The 17105-nt window shown below is 64.4% G+C and carries 15 protein-coding genes; 5 read left to right on the top strand and 10 right to left on the bottom strand.

The window, feature by feature from the left end:
• Nucleotides 1-42: 42 nt before the first annotated feature.
• The 4 genes from AC1DIM_RS19020 (at nt 43) to AC1DIM_RS19005 (ending at nt 3739) form a co-directional block, all read left to right on the top strand.
• Nucleotides 43-561, top strand: a complete 519-nt coding sequence (locus AC1DIM_RS19020; RefSeq protein WP_477712054.1) for an orotidine 5'-phosphate decarboxylase / HUMPS family protein — start codon at nt 43-45, stop codon at nt 559-561.
• 88 nt (nt 562-649) lie between these two features.
• Complete coding sequence (locus tag AC1DIM_RS19015) at nt 650-2137, top strand: glyceraldehyde-3-phosphate dehydrogenase (protein ID WP_477712052.1); 1488 nt, start codon at nt 650-652, stop codon at nt 2135-2137.
• Nucleotides 2138-2223: 86 nt separating this feature from the next.
• Complete coding sequence (locus AC1DIM_RS19010) at nt 2224-2586, top strand: cupin domain-containing protein (RefSeq protein ID WP_477712051.1); 363 nt, start codon at nt 2224-2226, stop codon at nt 2584-2586.
• Nucleotides 2587-2713: 127 nt separating this feature from the next.
• Nucleotides 2714-3739, top strand: a complete 1026-nt coding sequence (locus AC1DIM_RS19005) for an ATP-dependent 6-phosphofructokinase (RefSeq protein ID WP_477712050.1) — start codon at nt 2714-2716, stop codon at nt 3737-3739.
• Between the two features lie 89 nt (nt 3740-3828).
• On the opposite strand, the gene AC1DIM_RS19000 is transcribed toward AC1DIM_RS19005, so the two are convergent.
• The 6 genes from AC1DIM_RS19000 to tkt all read right to left on the bottom strand — a co-directional run bounded on the left by AC1DIM_RS19000 (nt 3829) and on the right by tkt (nt 10792).
• Nucleotides 3829-4824 carry a Gfo/Idh/MocA family protein gene (locus AC1DIM_RS19000; protein ID WP_477712049.1) on the bottom strand — a complete coding sequence of 332 codons (996 nt, stop codon included), beginning with the start codon at nt 4822-4824 and terminating at the stop codon, nt 3829-3831.
• Nucleotides 4825-4936: 112 nt separating this feature from the next.
• Nucleotides 4937-5956 (bottom strand): class II fructose-bisphosphate aldolase, encoded by a 1020-nt coding sequence (gene fbaA / locus AC1DIM_RS18995; RefSeq protein ID WP_477712048.1) that lies wholly within the window; start codon nt 5954-5956, stop codon nt 4937-4939.
• 117 nt (nt 5957-6073) lie between these two features.
• The gene (locus tag AC1DIM_RS18990) at nt 6074-6547 is read right to left on the bottom strand and encodes a ribose-5-phosphate isomerase (protein WP_477712047.1); all 474 of its coding nucleotides are present in this window, start codon (nt 6545-6547) and stop codon (nt 6074-6076) included.
• 49 nt (nt 6548-6596) lie between these two features.
• A complete protein-coding gene (gene rpe / locus AC1DIM_RS18985; RefSeq protein WP_477712046.1) occupies nt 6597-7271 on the bottom strand; it encodes a ribulose-phosphate 3-epimerase in 675 nt (224 codons plus the stop codon).
• A gap of 136 nt (nt 7272-7407) precedes the next feature.
• Nucleotides 7408-8529, bottom strand: a complete 1122-nt coding sequence (gene tal / locus AC1DIM_RS18980; RefSeq protein ID WP_477712045.1) for a transaldolase — start codon at nt 8527-8529, stop codon at nt 7408-7410.
• A gap of 109 nt (nt 8530-8638) precedes the next feature.
• Nucleotides 8639-10792: a transketolase gene (tkt, locus tag AC1DIM_RS18975; RefSeq protein WP_477712044.1), complete on the bottom strand. Its 2154-nt coding sequence runs from the start codon at nt 10790-10792 to the stop codon at nt 8639-8641.
• A gap of 201 nt (nt 10793-10993) precedes the next feature.
• On the opposite strand from tkt, the gene AC1DIM_RS18970 reads away from it, so the two are divergent.
• Nucleotides 10994-12265, top strand: coding sequence for a helix-turn-helix transcriptional regulator (locus AC1DIM_RS18970; RefSeq protein ID WP_477712053.1), 1272 nt, complete (start codon nt 10994-10996; stop codon nt 12263-12265).
• Nucleotides 12266-12349: 84 nt separating this feature from the next.
• Here AC1DIM_RS18970 and AC1DIM_RS18965 read toward each other — a convergent pair whose 3' ends face one another.
• The 4 genes from AC1DIM_RS18965 to AC1DIM_RS18950 form a co-directional block, all read right to left on the bottom strand.
• The gene (locus tag AC1DIM_RS18965) at nt 12350-14704 is read right to left on the bottom strand and encodes an FdhF/YdeP family oxidoreductase (RefSeq protein ID WP_477712043.1); all 2355 of its coding nucleotides are present in this window, start codon (nt 14702-14704) and stop codon (nt 12350-12352) included.
• Nucleotides 14705-14810: 106 nt separating this feature from the next.
• Nucleotides 14811-15431, bottom strand: coding sequence for an MBL fold metallo-hydrolase (locus AC1DIM_RS18960; RefSeq protein WP_477712042.1), 621 nt, complete (start codon nt 15429-15431; stop codon nt 14811-14813).
• Entirely contained in the window at nt 15428-16534 is a 1107-nt protein-coding gene (locus tag AC1DIM_RS18955; RefSeq protein WP_477712041.1) for an S-(hydroxymethyl)mycothiol dehydrogenase, read from the bottom strand. The genes AC1DIM_RS18960 and AC1DIM_RS18955 overlap by 4 nt, the downstream gene beginning before the upstream one ends.
• Nucleotides 16535-16638: 104 nt before the next feature.
• On the bottom strand, nt 16639-17105 hold a 467-nt coding region (locus AC1DIM_RS18950), incomplete at its 5' end, for a glucose-6-phosphate dehydrogenase assembly protein OpcA (protein ID WP_477712040.1).

Raw genomic sequence — 17105 nt, 5'->3', positions numbered from 1 at the left:
TCCACACCCACCTGTAGTTCTCAACAGAAAGAAAACACCATCATGAAGCTTCAAGTTGCTATCGACCTCCTGACCACCGAAGCCGCCCTTGAACTCGCCGGCCAGGTCGCCGAATTCGTTGACATCATCGAGCTCGGTACCCCGCTGATCAAGGCCGAAGGCCTCTCGGTCATCACCGCGATCAAGAACGCCCACCCGGACAAGGTCGTTTTCGCTGACCTGAAGACCATGGACGCCGGCGAGCTCGAAGCCGACATTGCTTTCAAGGCCGGCGCTGACCTGGTCACCGTGCTCGGTGCCGCTGACGACTCCACCATCGCCGGTGCCGTCAAGGCTGCCAAGGCCCACAACAAGGGCGTTGTCGTTGACCTCATCGGCATCGCAGACAAGGTCACCCGTGCCAAGGAAGTCCGCGCGTTCTCCGTGGCAGGCGGCGTGAAGCTCGCCACCATCGCAGATGTCCAGAAGGCCGGCGCCGATGTTGCCGTTGCCGGCGGCGCCATCTACGGTGCAGCCGACCCCGCACTGGCAGCCAAGCAGCTCCGCGCCGCCATCAACTAACCACCCTTCGGAAAGACCGGCGGGCCTCCTGGACCATCTCAGGAGCTGAAGCTCATCCAGACCCGACCCATATTGAAAAGGCAGCCCGATGCTACAAACTTCAGATTCTTGCCTTGATAGTTGGATGGGCCAGGAGGCACTCGCCGAGGCCATGATTCCGGTGATTGGCCGGCTGTACCGCGAAAACAACGTGGTGACCAGCATTCATGGCCGGACCCTGGTCAACAAGTCCACCATGGACATCCTCAAGGCGCACCGATTCGCACGCCGGATCAGTAAGGACGAATTGCGTCCGGAGGAGACCGCCCCCCTGCTGGAGACCCTGCTGCGGCTGGAGCCCGGCTCGGCCGCGATCGATATCGCCCTCCTGAACCAAAAGTTCAAGGAAGGTGGCAACGGTGCCACCCTGGACGAATTCCTCCGCGCGGAACTCGCCGAGGTGGTGGGCAAGCGCGGTGCGGATGACCGCCCCAGCACCGACGTCGTGCTTTACGGCTTTGGCCGGATTGGCCGCCTGCTGGCGCGCCTGCTCATCGAAAAGGCCGGTGGCGGCCAAGGCCTGCGCCTCCGCGCCATCGTGGTTCGCCGCGGCTCCGATAACGACCTCACCAAGCGTGCCAGCCTGCTGCGCCGCGACTCGGTCCACGGTTCCTTCCGAGGCACCATCCGCGTTGACGAGGACGCCAACACCATCACCGCCAACGGCGTGCGGATCCAGGTCATCTACTCGGACAACCCCGCCACCATCGACTACACCGCGTACGGCATCAAAGATGCTCTTGTAGTCGACAACACGGGCCGCTGGCGTGACGCCGAGGGCCTGTCCCAGCACCTGCAGAGCAAGGGCGTGGCCCGCGTTCTCCTGACCGCCCCAGGCAAGGGCGCGCTGAAGAACATCGTGCACGGGATCAATCACGGCAGCATCGAGGATACTGACCGGATCGTCTCGGCAGCGTCCTGCACCACCAACGCCATCACCCCGGTCCTGAAGGCCATCAACGACAAGTTCGGCGTGATCCACGGGCACGTGGAAACTGTGCACTCGTTCACCAACGACCAAAACCTGATCGACAACTTCCACAAGGGCGATCGCCGCGGACGCTCCGCCGCGCTGAACATGGTCATCACCGAAACCGGTGCCGCCACCGCCGTCGCGAAGGCGCTGCCCGAACTTGAGGGCAAGCTGTCGGGCAGCTCCATCCGGGTCCCCACGCCGGACGTTTCCCTGGCCATCCTGAACCTGAATCTGGAAAACGGCACCACCAAAGACGCGGTCAACAACTTCCTGCGGGAAATGTCGCTGCATTCGGAACTCCGCCGGCAGATCGACTACGTCGATTCTCCTGAGGTTGTGTCCACGGACTTCGTCGGATCACGCCGCACCGGCGTCGTGGACGGCTTGGCCACCATCGCCAACGGCAAGAACCTGGTCCTCTACGTCTGGTACGACAACGAGTTCGGCTACAGCTGCCAGGTAGTCCGCGTTATGGAAGAGATGGCCGGCATGAAGCGCCCCTCCTTCCCCACCACGGATGTTGTTGAGGAAGCCATGTCGGTGCTCGCCGCACTGGCCTAAATTCAACCGTTGCTTATCTTGAGCCACGGCCACCACCAGCCCGCCGGAGACGCTACCGGCGGGCAGCAACAGAAAGGTACGTCCACATGAGCATCACCTTCCAGCCCAGCGAGCTCTTCGCAGGGAAGCTCGACGAATCCCTGCTCGGCGCGCCGTTGGCCGAGGTCATCGGCGACGAGATACCGACGCGAATTGCCATCCCCTTCACCAGCGACGACTCCCGCATCCTCTCCGGAGTCTGGGAAGCCGACCCAGGCCTCTCCCGGTGGGAGTTCCTTGAGCGCGGTGAGGCGATTCATGTCCTAGAAGGCCGCATGGTGGTCACCGAGGATGGAGCTGAACCGATCACCCTGGAGGCCGGAACATCCGCCATCTTCCCGATCGGATGGCAGGGGACCTGGGAGATCCAGGAGCGGATCAGGAAGTTCTTTGTGATTTTCACGTCCTAACCGCAATAGCTGTGCCGCATCAGGCCCGGGGGCAACCCCGGGCCTGACAGGTTTTGGCACGTGCCGCACCAATAAAGGGCGTTCTGGTGCCCTGCTGTAAACCTTCTCCTATGATTTGAGCCGAAACATGAAAATTGGAATCCTCACCAGCGGTGGCGACTGCCCCGGTTTAAACGCCGTTATCCGCGGCGCCGTTTTGAAGGGCATTGCCATCCACGGCCACGAATTCGTGGGTTTCCTGGACGGCTGGCGCGGTGTGGTTGAGGGCGACATCATCGATATTCCCCGCACTCTGGTCCGGGGTATCGCCAAACAGGGCGGCACCATCCTTGGCACCTCCCGCACCAACCCGTTTGAGAACGGCGGCGGACCCCAGGTCATCAAGGCCCACATGGACCGTCTCGGGATTGACGCGATCATCGCGATCGGCGGCGAGGGAACCCTGGCAGCCGCGAAGCGCCTGACCGATGCCGGGTTGAAGATTGTTGGTGTCCCGAAGACTGTGGACAACGACCTTGACGCCACGGACTATACTTTCGGTTTCGACACCGCGGTGCAGATCGCCACCGAGGCCCTCGACCGGCTGCGCACTACCGGCGAATCGCACCACCGGTGCATGATTGTGGAGGTGATGGGCCGTCACGTGGGCTGGATCGCCCTGCACGCCGGCATGGCAGCAGGCGCCCATGCCATCCTCATTCCGGAGCAGAAGGTCAGCATTGAGCAGATTGCCCAGTGGGTGAAGGAAGCCCACACTCGGGGCCGCGCACCACTGGTAGTGGTTGCCGAAGGGTTTGCCCCGGACCATATGGAAGCCCCGCACTCCGAGCGTGGCCTGGATACCTTCGGCCGGCCCCGGCTCGGTGGGATCGCGGACCAGCTGGCTCCCGAAATCGAAGCCCGGACCGGCATCGAAACGCGCGCCACCATCCTGGGCCATATCCAGCGCGGCGGTGTGCCGTCAGCCTTCGATCGGGTCCTGGCCACGCGACTGGGCATGGCGGCCGTCGACTCTGTGGTGGAAGGCTTCTGGGGCACCATGGTTGCCCTAAAGGGCACGGAGATCGAGCAGGTGGACTTCAAGGAAGCCCTGGGCCAGCTCAAGACTGTGCCGCAGAACCGCTACGACGAAGCCGCGGTCCTGTTCGGCTGAGCTGCCCGCTGGTCGCACGGCGGCCAGCGGGCCGGGGAATCCGGTTCGCTGACCGCGGAGAGCCTGTCAGCGCCTGAAAGGGTCCCGGTTCAGACGCTACCGTCCTGATTCCGCGCCGCCCTGTCGAGAGCCTCCAACACCCGGGCGTTGTTTGCGGCGTCCGTGAGATCGTAGCGGAGCGGCGAACCGTTGAAGACGCTGTCGGCGAAGTGTTCGCCCATTCGTACGAAATGGTTTTCGCCCTTGACCGCGTGATAGACAGTGTCCTGCCCGAAGTGATGCTCCTCCAGGACAGAGTCTTCCTCCAAGAGCCCGAAAGGATTGTCGAGGTAGAGCCGGCCCCCGGTGCCCGTGACTTCCAAAAAGTTGCGGCGCTCCAGGTTCACTCCGGTATCAAAAAGCGCGGTTTCCCCGCCGGGAAAACGCAGCATGCCCGCCATGCTGGTGTCGATTCGACCTCCGTCGTTGGCGTCGCGGTAGTTGCCGAAGGCGGCGACGCGAGCCGGCTCCTGCGACGTGACCATCCGGCTCATGTTGACGCAGTAGCACCCCGTATCGAAAAGTGCGCCGCCGCCGAGTCCGGCATACCAGCGGATGTTGTCGTCCCCGCCCGCATCGAAGGAGTGAACGACATGGACAAAGGTCAATGTGCCCACCGCATTGGCCGCGAGCAGCTCTTGCAGCTTCTCGAACCGCGGGTGAAAACGGTACATAAAGCCTTCTAAGACTTTGAGCCCGGTCTCGTCGGCCTTGCGCGATATCTCTTCGCACTCGGCGGAGCTCATCGCCAAAGGTTTTTCACAGAGGACGTGCTTGCCTGCGTCCAAGGATTTGAGCACCCATTCGAGGTGAAGGGCGTTCGGCAGCGCAATGTAGACAGCGTCGATGTCCGGAGAAGCGAGAAGCGCCTCATATGAACCAAACGCCTGGGGGACGCCGTGCTTGTCGGCGTACTCCTTAGCCCTTTCTTCGGTGCGGGACGCAATACCTACGACCTCACCATTTCTCGTTTCCTGCAACGCCGGAATTGACTTGCGGACGATCCGGGCGGTGCCCAGGACGCCCCAACGCAATTTCTCGCTCATTGAATACTCCTTTTTGCAAGCTCTCCGCCCCGGAAGGGCGGCTTCATGCCCGATCGCAGCTTATGGGTTCGGATCGTACTGCAGTGAAGGACGTTGGCGCCCGGCCGTTCCGCTAGAAGGTCTTGCCGAGGGAGCCGAGCTGTCGGGCGGCTTCGGCCAGGCGGGCAGCCATGCCSGCTTCRGCGGASGCWCCCCAGACGCGGGGRTCATAGGTCTTCTTGTTGCCCATTTCGCCGTCGAYCTTCAGCACGCCGTCGTAGTTGGCCAACATGTGACCGGCCACGGGGCGCGTGTAGGCGTACTGGGTGTCGGTGTCGATGTTCATCTTGATCACGCCGTAGGAGACGGCGTCGGAGATTTCCTGGTCGCTGGAGCCCGAACCGCCGTGGAACACGAGGTCGAACGGGTTCTCCTTGCCGAGCTTGGCGCCCACTTCGGCCTGGATCTGCTTGAGCAGCTCCGGACGCAGCTTCACACCGCCGGGCTTGTAGACACCGTGCACGTTGCCGAAGGTTAGGGCCGTCAGGTAGCGGCCGTTCTCGCCGGCGCCGAGGGCTTCGATGGTGGCCAGGGCGTCCTCGGTGGTGGTGTACAGCTTGTCGTTGATCTCGTTCTCCACACCGTCCTCCTCGCCGCCCACGGTACCGATCTCAACTTCGAGAATCATCTTCGCGGCGGCGGTGCGCTCCAGCAGATCGCGGGCTATGCGCAGGTTGTCTTCGAGGGTCTCGTGCGAGCCGTCCCACATGTGCGAGTTGAAGATCGGGTTGCGGCCGGCCTTGACCTCAGCCTCCGAGGCTGCCAGCAGCGGCAGGACAAAGCCGTCCAGTTTGTCCTTGGGGCAGTGGTCGGTGTGGAGGGCGATGTTGACGTTGTAGTTCTTGGCAACTTCGCGGGCGAACGCGGCAAAGCCGAGCGAACCGGCCACCATGTCCTTGGTGGCAGCGCCGGACCAGTAAGCGGCCCCGCCGGTGGAAACCTGGAGGATGCCATCGGACTCAGCCTCGGCGAAGCCGCGCAATGCGGCGTTCAGCGTCTGCGAGGAGGTGACGTTGACGGCCGGGAATGCATAGCCGCCGGCCTTGGCACGGTCGATCATCTCGGAGTAGATCTCTGGGGATGCTATGGGCATGGTGACTCCTCAAGTGGATTTTGTTTTTGGGCGTGCCTGCCACAAGCATGTGCCAGACAGTCCCAAGGCCCCGCGCAAWCCTCTGAAAGGWTTGCGCGGGGCCTTGGTGAAATGAAGCTACTCGGTAACCTCGCCGGTGGATTCGTAGGTGGCGATCTTGCCGATGCGGCGCTCGTGGCGTTCGGCGTTGCTATACGGTTCGGAAAGGAACGCCTCGATCAGTTCGGTGGCCTCCTGAACGGTGTGCTGACGGCCACCCACTGCCACGACGTTGGCGTTGTTGTGTTCGCGGGCGAGTTTGGCGGTGTCGAGGTTCCACGCCAGGGCCGCGCGCACGCCTTTGACCTTGTTCGCCGCGATCTGCTCGCCGTTGCCTGAGCCACCCAGCACGATCCCGAGGGCGTCCACGCCGGCGGCCTGGTCGGCCACGACGGCGGCCGCGGCCTTGATGCAGAATGCCGGGTAGTCGTCCTCGGCATCGTAGGCCGCAGGCCCGTGGTCTACCATCTCGTAGCCACTGGCTGACAGTGCGGTAATGAGGTGGGAGCTAAGCTCCATACCGGCGTGGTCGGTTGCGATGTGAACGCGCATGAGGGGTCCTTCATACTGGTGGGTGCGGTGATGTTGGAGTGCAGCGTAGTTAGCCGAAAGCGAGCTGGCCGTTGGCGCGCAGCGATTCGATGGCGGCCTCAGGCGACGGCTTGCCGTATACGGCAGATCCGGCCACAAAGACGTTGGCACCGGCTTCCGCGGCGCGGGTGATGGTTTCCTCCGTGATGCCGCCGTCCACCTGGATGGCTACGTTCACGCCCGAACCGTCCACTGCCGCTCGGGCACGGCGGATCTTGGGCAACATGACGTCCAGGAACGCCTGGCCGCCGAAGCCCGGCTCCACCGTCATGATCAGCAGCATGTCCAGTTCGGGGAGCATGTCCAGGTACGGTTCCACGGGGGTGGCCGGGCGCAGTGCCATGCCCGCCTTGGCTCCGCGCGCACGGAGTTCGCGTGCAAGCTTGATGGGCGCGTCGGATGCCTCGACGTGGAAGGTCACGGAGCTCAAGCCGGCGTCGGCGAACTGCGGCGCCCAGCGGTCAACGTTGGAAATCATCAGGTGGGCGTCCAACGGCACGGGGCTGACCTTTTGCAGCCGTTCCACGACCGGCAGACCGATGGTCAGATTCGGCACGAAGTGGTTGTCCATAACATCCACGTGCACGGCATCGGCGTTGCTGATGCGGGCCAGTTCGGCCTCAAGGTTGACGAAGTCGGCTGAGAGGATGCTGGGGTTGATGCAGCATTTCAAGGAGGTGGTCATGGTGTCTGCCTTTCGATAGCAGTCGGAGCTTTGTGGGCTCAAGGGTGGCACTACGGACTACGACACGTGCGGGGATGCGCTGCCCCCCAATTGCCTGCGGCGCCAGCACGCGTCGTAGCCGCGGATGCTCAGTGGATTATGACGCCTTCCGTGCGGTGGCCAGGGCGCCTTCGACGTCGGCCAGCAGTTCCTTCCAGCTGGCCACGAACTTGTCCAGGCCCTCGGATTCGAGAAGGGCAACCACCTCGTTGTAGGAGACGCCCAACGCGTCCAGTGCGTACAGCACGGCCTTGGACCGCGCGTATTCACCGGTGATGGTGTCTCCGGTGACAACGCCGTGGTCGAACGTCGCATCCAGCGTCTTCTCCGGCATGGTGTTGACGACGTCGGCAGCAACCAGTTCGGTCACGTACAGGGTGTCGGGGTAGGCCGGGTCCTTGACGCCGGTGGACGCCCACAGGGGACGCTGGGGACGGGCGCCGGCTTCGGCCAGGACCTCCCACCGATCGTTGGAGAAGAGCTGCTCGTAGATCTGGTAGGCGAGGCGGGCGTTGGCTACGCCTGCCTTGCCCTTGAGGGCCTTGGCGTCGTCGGTGCCGAGGGCGTCGAGGCGCTTGTCGATCTCGGAGTCCACGCGGGAGACGAAGAACGAGGCCACCGAATGGATCGTGGACAGGTCGTGGCCGTTTTCCTTGGCGAGTTCCAGGCCGGACTGGAAGGCGTTGATGACCGCGCGGTAGCGGTCCAGGGAGAAGATCAGAGTCACGTTGACGCTGATGCCTTCGCCCAGTGTTGCCGTGATGGCCTCAAGGCCTTCGAGCGTTGCGGGGACCTTGATGAGGACGTTGTCCTTGTCCACCTTTTTGTAGAGGTTCTTAGCCTCGGCGATAGTGCCGGCCGTGTCCCAGGCCAGCCGGGGATCAACTTCGATGGACACACGTCCGTCAACGCCGTTCGTGGCGGCGGCGATCGGAGCGAACAGGTCGCAGGCGTCAGCGACGTCGGTGGTGGTGATCTCGAAGATGGTCTCCTCGACCCCGGCACCCTGCGCGGCAAGTTCGGCGATCTTTGCGTCGTAGTCGGAGCCGGAGGTGATGGCGGCCTGGAAGATGGACGGGTTGGTGGTCACGCCCACCACGTTCTTTTCGTTAATGAGCTTCTGCAGGCTGCCGCTGGCGAGGCGCTCACGCGAGAGGTCGTCGAGCCAGATGGACACGCCGGCGTCGGACAGCTGGGCGGTGGGGGTTGCGTTGGTCATGGCTTCTTCCTTCAAAATTGTGGACTGGTGACAGTTCGCGGCCGCGCCGCGGGACGTGCCCCATGAGGCCGTCCCGCGGCGCTGGCCGCAGTGCTGGTGTTGGTGTTGGTCAGTTCCGGGCAGCGGCCAGGGAGTCCTTGGCGGCGGCGGCAACTGCCTCCGCGGTGATGCCGAACTCCTGGAACAGGCGCTTGTAGTCTGCCGAAGCGCCGTAGTGCTCCAGGCTGACGGAGCGGCCGGCGTCGCCGACGAACTCCTTCCAGCCCAGGGCCAGGCCAGCCTCGACCGAGACGCGGGCCTTGATGCCGGCGGGCAGCACGGACTCGCGGTAGGCCGCGTCCTGCTTGTTGAACCACTCAACACACGGCATGGAGATAACGCGGGCGGCGATACCTTCAGCCTGGAGGGCTTCGCGGGCCTGGACTGCCAGCTGGACCTCGGAGCCGGTACCGATCAGGATCACGTCCGCCGGAACGGTGGCGCCGTCCCTGGCTGCCTCGGCCAGCACGTAGCCACCCTTGGCAACCCCGGCAGGGGAAGCAAAGGTTTCGCCCTGTGCTGCACCATTACCGCGGGCGAAGGTGGGGACATTCTGGCGGGTCAGGATGATGCCGGCCGGATTTGAATGGTTCTCCAGCATGGTCTTCCAGGCTATGCCCACCTCGTTCGCGTCGCCGGGGCGGACTACGTCCAGGCCCACAATGGCGCGGAGGGTCGCGAGCTGTTCCACCGGCTGGTGGGTGGGGCCGTCTTCGCCCAGGCCGATGGAGTCGTGGGACCACACGTAGATGGACGGGACGCCCATGAGGGCCGAGAGGCGGATGGCCGGGCGCTGGTAGTCGCTGAAGATCAGGAACGTGCCGGAGAACGCGCGGGTCCGGCCGTGCAGCGAGATACCGTTCACGATCGACGCGGCGGCGTGCTCACGGATGCCGAAGTGCAGGACGCGGCCGTAAGGGTTGCCCTTCCAGGCATCGGTGGAGCGGGATACCGGGATGAAGGAGGCCGAGCCTTCGATCGTGGTGTTGTTGGACTCCGCCAGGTCGGCAGAGCCGCCCCACAGCTCCGGCATGACCGGACCCAGCGCGTTGAGGACCTTGCCGGACGCGGCACGGGTGGAAACATCCTTGCCTGCTTCGAAGACCGGCAGGACTGCATCAAGTCCGGCGGGCAGCTTCTTGGCTTCGATCCGCTCCAGCAATGCGGCACCCTCAGGGTTGGCCGACTGCCACGCCTCGAACGAGGAATCCCATTCGCTGCGGGCAGCAGCTCCGCGGTCCACTACGGCGCGGGCGTGGGCCAGGACGTCCTGGTCCACTTCGAAGGACTTAGCCGGATCGAAGCCCAGCACGGACTTCAGGCCGGCGACTTCCTCTGCGCCGAGGGCTGAACCATGGATCTTGCCGGTGTTCTGCTTCTTCGGCGCCGGGAACCCGATGATGGTGCGCAGCGAGATGATGGACGGCTTGGACGTTTCGGCCTTCGCGGCCAGCAGTGCGGAGTAAAGCTCCTGAACGTCTTCGACGTATTCGCCGGTCTCAGTCCAGTCCACGCGCTGGGTGTGCCAGCCGTAGGCCTCGTAGCGCTTCAGGACATCCTCGGTGAAGGAGATGTCGGTGTCGTCCTCGATGGAGATATGGTTCTCGTCGTAGACCACCACGAGGTTGCCCAGTTCCTGGTGCCCGGCCAGCGAGGAAGCCTCAGACGTCACGCCCTCCTGGATGTCGCCGTCGGACGCGATGACCCAGATGGTGTGGTCGAACGGGGACGTGCCCTCGGCAGCGTCAGCGTCGAACAGGCCGCGCATCCGGCGCTGCGAGTAAGCGAATCCGACCGAGGAGGCCAGGCCCTGGCCCAGCGGACCGGTGGTGATTTCGACGCCGGCCGTGTGCTTGTACTCGGGGTGGCCCGGCGTGAGGGAATCCCAGGTACGCAGCGCCTTAAGGTCGTCCAGTTCCAAGCCGTAGCCGGAGAGGAACAACTGGACGTACAAGGTCAGCGAGGAGTGGCCCGGGGACAGGATGAAACGGTCACGCCCCAGCCAGTCCGGGTCACGCGGGTCGTGGCGCATGAGCTTCTGGAAGAGCAGGTAGGCGGCCGGGGCCAGGCTCATGGCCGTACCGGGGTGGCCGTTACCGACCTTCTCCACAGCGTCGGCGGCCAGAACACGGGCGGTATCCACGGCGCGGTCGTCTGCGGGCGTCCAGTTGAGTGTTGCTGAGGTTGCAGCGCCGGGGAGCGTCACATTTGTTGTCGGATTCACGGTTTGTCCTTTTGGATCTGGTCGGCCTGGAGCGGCCGGACGGATGCTTTCTGGTTGATATCCATGATTGCGAACCAAACGGGCAGGGGTAACACTGTTTTCTGACGGTTCTTACTACCCTTTTGGGTTGGAACAACGTTTTTACCCGGGTAAGGTGGCCGCATGAGCACCGTCGCCCATCAGCCCGTGAAGGAATCCACCATGCCGCTACCAGACCTGCCGTGGCCACTTTTGCAGAGCGTGGCAGCATTGGCTGATGCACCCCTGGCCCAGATAGCCGAACGGCTGCGGGACGCCGCACTCCCCTACATGGGAAGCAGTGCGCTGGTCATTTTCACGGAAGACTGCACGGGGCGGCCGCAGAAGAAGGCGGGCGACGAAGAAATCATTTCCCGGGCCTCAATCACCGAACTGGACGCACTTCGCGGTGCCCTTAAGGATGAGACGCCCTGGTTCGGGGAAGCAGAGTTCGCCGGCCGGACCCGGCCGGTACTCGCACTGAAGCACGCCTCCAGCAATGCCCTCCTTGTCCTCACGGATCCGGCCCCTGCCGACCCCGGGCACAACGCCGGGCTGGACATGGTGACGTATCTCTGGCGCCTGACTGCACGGCGGATCCGGGAGAAAGTGGCCGATGCGCCGCCGTCGTACCTGCTCGAATCGCGGGCGGCATCCGCGGAACGCCTCCGCGTAACGGCGGAACTGACTGACCTGCACTCCACCACCCTGGAGACCCTCCTGGCGGCCCTGCGCTCGTCCTCCCTGGACGATGCAGCAGCCCGCTCAACCGTTACTGACCTCACCGCCAAGGCTCTCATCGGGCTTCGCACCCACAGCGACCGCACCACGGACCTGGTAAAAGAGCCCGTCGCCAAGGCCTTCGAACGCCTGCGGGAGGACCTGCGGCCGCTCACACGTTACAGCGGCATTGAGATCGAATTCATAGAACCGCCGCTGAACGGAAGGGCCCTGCCCGGCGAAGTTGCCCACGCGGCACGGGCCATCGTCCGCGGACTGGTGCTGGCCATGACTGAACAACCGGATGTCAGCAGGGTACGGACGCAGTGGGACTGCGACGGCGAAAACCTGCTGATCAACGTCCGTGACGACGGGCGGGGTGCACTCAAAGCCGACGCGCCGAGCATCGCCCGCCTGGACCGCCGGGTCCAGGCCCTCACCGGAACACTGCGGATCGACGTTATGCCGGGCTGGGGTGCGGACGTCTTCGTCACCCTGCCCTTGGATCTGACAACGACACGCCCCGCCGGGGATGTCACCGAATGGGACCTTGCCGCGCGGGAACTCGAGGTGCTCCAGCACCTCGTTGCCGGACACCGCAACCGGGCCATCGCCTCAACGCTGGGCATCAGCGAGAATACGGTCAAGTTCCATGTGCGGAACCTGTTCAGGAAGCTCGACGTCGGCTCACGGACCGAGGCGATCGCACTGGCGCACAGCCACGGACTCCGGTGACGGTGTCATCCCGCTGAACCGCTAAATGCAAGGAAGAACGGCCCCGCCTCCCCAGATGGGAGACGGGGCCGTTGTGCTCTTTGATCAGCTGGCGCCGGCAGCCGCAAGCGACGCGGACGCCTCGGCTGCTTCCGGCTTCGCTACGTGCGGCACAAAGCGGACGAACATTGCCTTGAAGCCGGGGGTGTTGGATTCCCGGGCGACGTTTTCCTTGTGGACCAGGGCGTTGGCTTCGGGGAAGTACGCGGCGGCGCAGCCCTTAGCCGTAGGGTAGGCCACCAGTCGGAACTTGTCCGCCTGCCGGTCGTGGCCGCGGAAGGTGCTGACCACGTCCACGAGGTCCCGGTCCTTGAAGCCGAGTTCTGCCAGGTCTTCAGGGTGTATCAGGATCACGCGGCGGCCACCCGAGATGCCACGGTAGCGGTCGTCCAGGCCGTAGAACGTGGTGTTGTACTGGTCGTGGCTGCGGATGGTCTGGAGTACCAGGTGTCCGTCGGGAGGGGTCAGGTATTCCAGCGGGCTGACGGTGAAACGGCCGCGGCCGATGTCCGTCTTAAAGGAGCGGGTGTCCCGGGGCGGGTTAGGCAGAATGAAGCCGTTTTTGGTCCGGACCCGGACGTTGAAGTCCTCGAAACCGGGCAGGACGCGGGCGATATGGTCCCGGACCACGTCGTAGTCCTCGGCCATGGCTTTCCAGTCCACATTGTGGTCCGGCCCGAAGGTCGCCGCTGCCATCCGCGCGACGATCACCGGTTCGGCGAGCAGGTGCTCGGAGACCGGCTGCAGCCTGCCCTGGGTGGAGTGGACCACGGACATGGAGTCCTCCACGGACAGGAACTGCGCGCCCTTGGGGTGCTTGTCATCCTTGTCCGTCCGGCCCAGTGTGGGCAGGATCAGGGACGTGCGGCCGTGCACCACGTGGGACCGGTTGGGCTTCGTGGAGATGTGCACGGTCAGGCCGATCCGCTGCATGCCGGCTTCCAAGGTTTCGGTGTCCGAGCAGGCGAGCGAGAAGTTGCCGCCCATGGACACAAAAACGTCCACCTCGTTACGCTCGAACGCTTCCATGGCTTCCACGGCGTCGTGGCCGTGGTGTCGCGGAGACTGAATCCCGAACTCTGTGTCCAGCGCATCGAGGAGCCATTCCTTGGGCTTCTCCCAGATGCCCATGGTCCGGTCGCCCTGGACGTTCGAGTGCCCGCGGACCGGGCAGGCCCCGGCGCCGGGCTTGCCGAAGTTCCCCTGCAGGAGCAGGACGTTGACCATTTCCTTGATGGTGTCCACCGAGTGCGGCTGCTGCGTCACGCCCAGGGCCCAGCAGAAAATAGTGGCCTTGGACTTGATGAGCATCCCTGCCACGGTTTCGATCTGCTCCAGGGACAGGCCGGTGGCTTTCTCGGTTTCCGCCCAGTCCAGCTCCCCCCTGGCGTCGCGGTAGGCGTCGAACCCGTCGGTCTGCGCGTCAACAAAAGAACGGTCGACGACGGTGCCCGGGTTACGTTCTTCCTCCGCCAGGAGCAGGTGGCCCAGCGCCTGGAACAGTGCCAGGTCCCCGCCCACCTTGATCTGTAGGTACTCATCGGCCAGCGGCGTACCGCCGCCCACCACACCCGAGACGGTCTGCGGATCCTTGAAGTTGAAGAGGCCAGCCTCCGGGAGCGGGTTGACCGCCACCACCTTGCCGCCCTTGTCCTTGCATTCCTTCAGCGCCGACAGCATCCGGGGATGGTTGGTGCCGGGGTTCTGGCCGACGACGAAGATGAGTTCCGAATCGTGGATGTCCTCCAAGGACACGGTTCCCTTGCCGATGCCGATGGTCGGGTTAAGCGCGGAGCCCGAGGATTCGTGGCACATGTTGGAACAGTCCGGGAGGTTGTTGGTGCCCAGGGCACGTGCGAACAGCTGATACATAAACGCCGTCTCGTTGGCGGTGCGCCCGGAGGTGTAAAAGACGCAGCGGTCCGGGGTGGAGGCGCGGATGTGCTCGCCAACAAGGTCGAAAGCCTCGGCCCAGGAGATCGGGGAATAGTGCGTCTCGCCCTCGCGGATCACCACCGGTTCGCTCAACCGGCCCTGGTTGCCCAGCCAGTACTCGGTCTTCGATGAGAGCTCGGCGATGGAGTGCTTGGCCCAAAATTCCGCCCCCACGGTCCGCAGGGTGTTTTCCTCGGCCACCGCCTTGGCGCCGTTCTCGCAGAACTCGGCCGCTTTGCGCTTCGTTGCCGACTCCGGCCAGGCGCAGCCGGGGCAGTCGAACCCGCCCTGCTGGTTCAGCCGCAGCAGGGACTGCGCGGTCCGCGTCACGCCGGCCTGTGCCACGGCGCGCTCGAGGGCCACCATGACGGCTTTGACCCCGGCCGCTTCCGTTTTGGGCTTGTGGACTGAGAGGTGGTCCTCGTTGATGTCCGCGACGGGTGCGGGCTGCTTACCGAACTTCATTGTTCCAACTTCCTTTGCGGCTCACGCCGTTCCTGTTCAAAACGCCCGCCAAGGCGCGCCAGCTGTCCTGGCGCGCCTTGGCGGGATCCTGCCGTTGGGAAACCTGCTACTGGGAAACCTTAGCCAGCGTTTCCCGTTCCGCACCAATGGTGGTGTTGTCGCCGTGACCGGTGCGGACCACGGTTTCGGCCGGCAGCGGCAGCAGCCGTTCCCGGATTGAGGTCAGGATCGTAGGGTAGTCGCTGTAGGAGCGTCCCGTCGCTCCCGGTCCACCGTTGAAGAGGGTGTCGCCGGTGAAGACCGTTCCCTCACTTTCGAGGTAGAAGCAGGTGGAGCCCGGGGAATGGCCCGGGGTGTGGATGGCCAAAAGTGCGGTGCCGCCCACCTCGAACACGTCACCGTCGCCGTGGTACCGGTCCGGTTCCGTGTCCGGGTAAACCTGCTTCCAGAGGACCAGGTCCTCCGGGTTCAGGATGATCGGGGCGCCAACGGCGGCAGCGACCTCGCGCGCTGCGCCGATGTGGTCATTGTGCGCGTGGGTGAGCAGGATGGCCAGGACCTTCCGGCCGCGGACCTGGTCGATGATCGCTGCCGCATCGTGCGGGGAATCGATGATCACGCACTCATCGTCGTTGCCCACGATCCAGACGTTGTTGTCCACGTCCCAGGTACCGCCGTCGAGCGAAAAAGTGCCCGAGGTGACAAGGTTTTCGATGGTGACCGTCATGAGAGCTCCTTCAGAGTCTGTACTTCAACGACCGAGCGCAGGGCCTTGCCGTCATGCATCCTGGCAAAGGCTTCCTCCACCTGGTCAATGGTGATGCGCTCGGTGACGAAGGCATCGAGGTCCAGGTTGCCCTGCTTGTAGTGCGCCACGAGCATGGGGAAATCACGGGAGGGCAGGCAGTCCCCGTACCATGACGACTTCAGCGACCCGCCCCGCCCGAAGACGTCCAGCAGGGGCAGCTCAAGCAACATGCCCGGCGTCGGGACGCCCACCAGCACCACACGTCCGGCGAGGTCGCGGGCGTAGAACGCCTGCTTGTACGTTTCGGGACGTCCGACGGCGTCAATCACCACGTCCGCTCCGTTACCTCCGGTGAGGGCGCGGATGGCCTCGATGGGGTCTTCCTTGCTCGAATCCACGCCGTGGGTGGCCCCCAGGGACTTCGCCATCTCCACCTTGTTGGCGTCGATGTCCACTGCGATGATGGTGGTTGCGCCGGCCAGCTTTGCGCCGGCAATCGCGGCGATACCCACGCCGCCGCAGCCGATCACGGCGACGGATTCGCCGCGCTTGACCTCGCCGGTGTTGATGGCGGCACCGATGCCGGCCATCACACCGCAACCGAGCAGCCCGACCGCGGCAGGATCGGCGTCGTCGTCAATCTTCGTGCACTGTCCGGCGGCCACAAGCGTCTTCTCCGCGAAGGCGCCAATGCCCAGCGCGGGCGAGAGTTCCGTACCGTCCTCGAGGGTCATCTTCTGCGTCGCGTTGTGGGTGTTGAAGCAGTACTGCGGCTGGCCCTTGGCACAGGCACGGCATTCCCCACAGACAGCGCGCCAGTTCAGGATCACCCGGTCACCCGGCGCCACCTGCGTGACGTCCGGACCCACGGCGCTGACCACGCCCGTGGCCTCATGGCCCAGCAAGTAAGGGAAGTCGTCGCCAATGCCGCCCTGCTTGTAATGCAGGTCCGTGTGGCAGACCCCGCAGGTGAGAATGTCCACCAGGGCCTCCCCCGGCCCTGGATCCGGGACCAGAATAGTCTCCAGCGAAACCGGGGCATTCTTCTCCCTGGCGATGACGGCCTGTACTTTATGGACCATTATTCTTGTGTTCCTTTCCTGGATCCGGCCGGATCCGGTGAATCGGCACCAAATGCCAATCTAACTGACGCGCTGGGGTTCCACGTCCTCGGTTGCGCGGTCCGTTAAACCGTGACCAGCGACTGATGGTCCCGGTTGCGTCCTGGCTCGCCGTTGCACGTGAATGTCATGTCCGGTTCTTGGTGCGTTGCGGGGGTGTGGAGGTTGGTGATGGTTTCGCCGAAGGTTTCGTCGGGGTCGAGGCGGCGGAGTTCTTCGGCGAGGCAGTCTTTGAGGCTGCGTCGGGGTAGGGAGATGCGTTGGGTGGGTTGGCCTGGTTGGGTGAGTTCGGCGAGGGAGGTGCCGGGGCGGTAGAGCTGGATGTCGCCGGCGGGGCGGGTGAGGCGGACGCGGCGGATGCCGGTCCCGGCGGGGTCCGCGAGGATGGTGACGGGTGTGTCCAGGGCCAGGGTGAGCCAGGCTGCGAGGAGGATGGTGGAGGGTGAGTCGGAGGCGCCTTCGACGGTGACTGCGGTGACGGGGGACGGGTCGGCTTGGTCCAGGACGGCGGCGAGTTGGATCCGCCAGTTCG

Source organism: Pseudarthrobacter sp. 01T43 (genome assembly GCF_056398665.1).
This window is presented reverse-complemented; position numbering and strand designations above follow the sequence as displayed.

What these genes read in the sequence shown, in the direction of transcription:
- AC1DIM_RS18970 (WP_477712053.1), top strand. Translation starts at nt 10,994, where the DNA reads ATGCCGCTACCAGACCTGCCGTGGCCACTTTTGCAGAGCGTGGCAGCA.
- AC1DIM_RS19005 (WP_477712050.1), top strand. Translation starts at nt 2,714, where the DNA reads ATGAAAATTGGAATCCTCACCAGCGGTGGCGACTGCCCCGGTTTAAAC.
- tal (WP_477712045.1), bottom strand. Translation starts at nt 8,529, where the DNA reads ATGACCAACGCAACCCCCACCGCCCAGCTGTCCGACGCCGGCGTGTCC.
- AC1DIM_RS19020 (WP_477712054.1), top strand. Translation starts at nt 43, where the DNA reads ATGAAGCTTCAAGTTGCTATCGACCTCCTGACCACCGAAGCCGCCCTT.
- rpe (WP_477712046.1), bottom strand. Translation starts at nt 7,271, where the DNA reads ATGACCACCTCCTTGAAATGCTGCATCAACCCCAGCATCCTCTCAGCC.
- AC1DIM_RS19000 (WP_477712049.1), bottom strand. Translation starts at nt 4,824, where the DNA reads ATGAGCGAGAAATTGCGTTGGGGCGTCCTGGGCACCGCCCGGATCGTC.
- AC1DIM_RS18990 (WP_477712047.1), bottom strand. Translation starts at nt 6,547, where the DNA reads ATGCGCGTTCACATCGCAACCGACCACGCCGGTATGGAGCTTAGCTCC.
- AC1DIM_RS18960 (WP_477712042.1), bottom strand. Translation starts at nt 15,431, where the DNA reads ATGACGGTCACCATCGAAAACCTTGTCACCTCGGGCACTTTTTCGCTC.
- AC1DIM_RS18955 (WP_477712041.1), bottom strand. Translation starts at nt 16,534, where the DNA reads ATGGTCCATAAAGTACAGGCCGTCATCGCCAGGGAGAAGAATGCCCCG.
- AC1DIM_RS19010 (WP_477712051.1), top strand. Translation starts at nt 2,224, where the DNA reads ATGAGCATCACCTTCCAGCCCAGCGAGCTCTTCGCAGGGAAGCTCGAC.
- AC1DIM_RS19015 (WP_477712052.1), top strand. Translation starts at nt 650, where the DNA reads ATGCTACAAACTTCAGATTCTTGCCTTGATAGTTGGATGGGCCAGGAG.
- AC1DIM_RS18965 (WP_477712043.1), bottom strand. Translation starts at nt 14,704, where the DNA reads ATGAAGTTCGGTAAGCAGCCCGCACCCGTCGCGGACATCAACGAGGAC.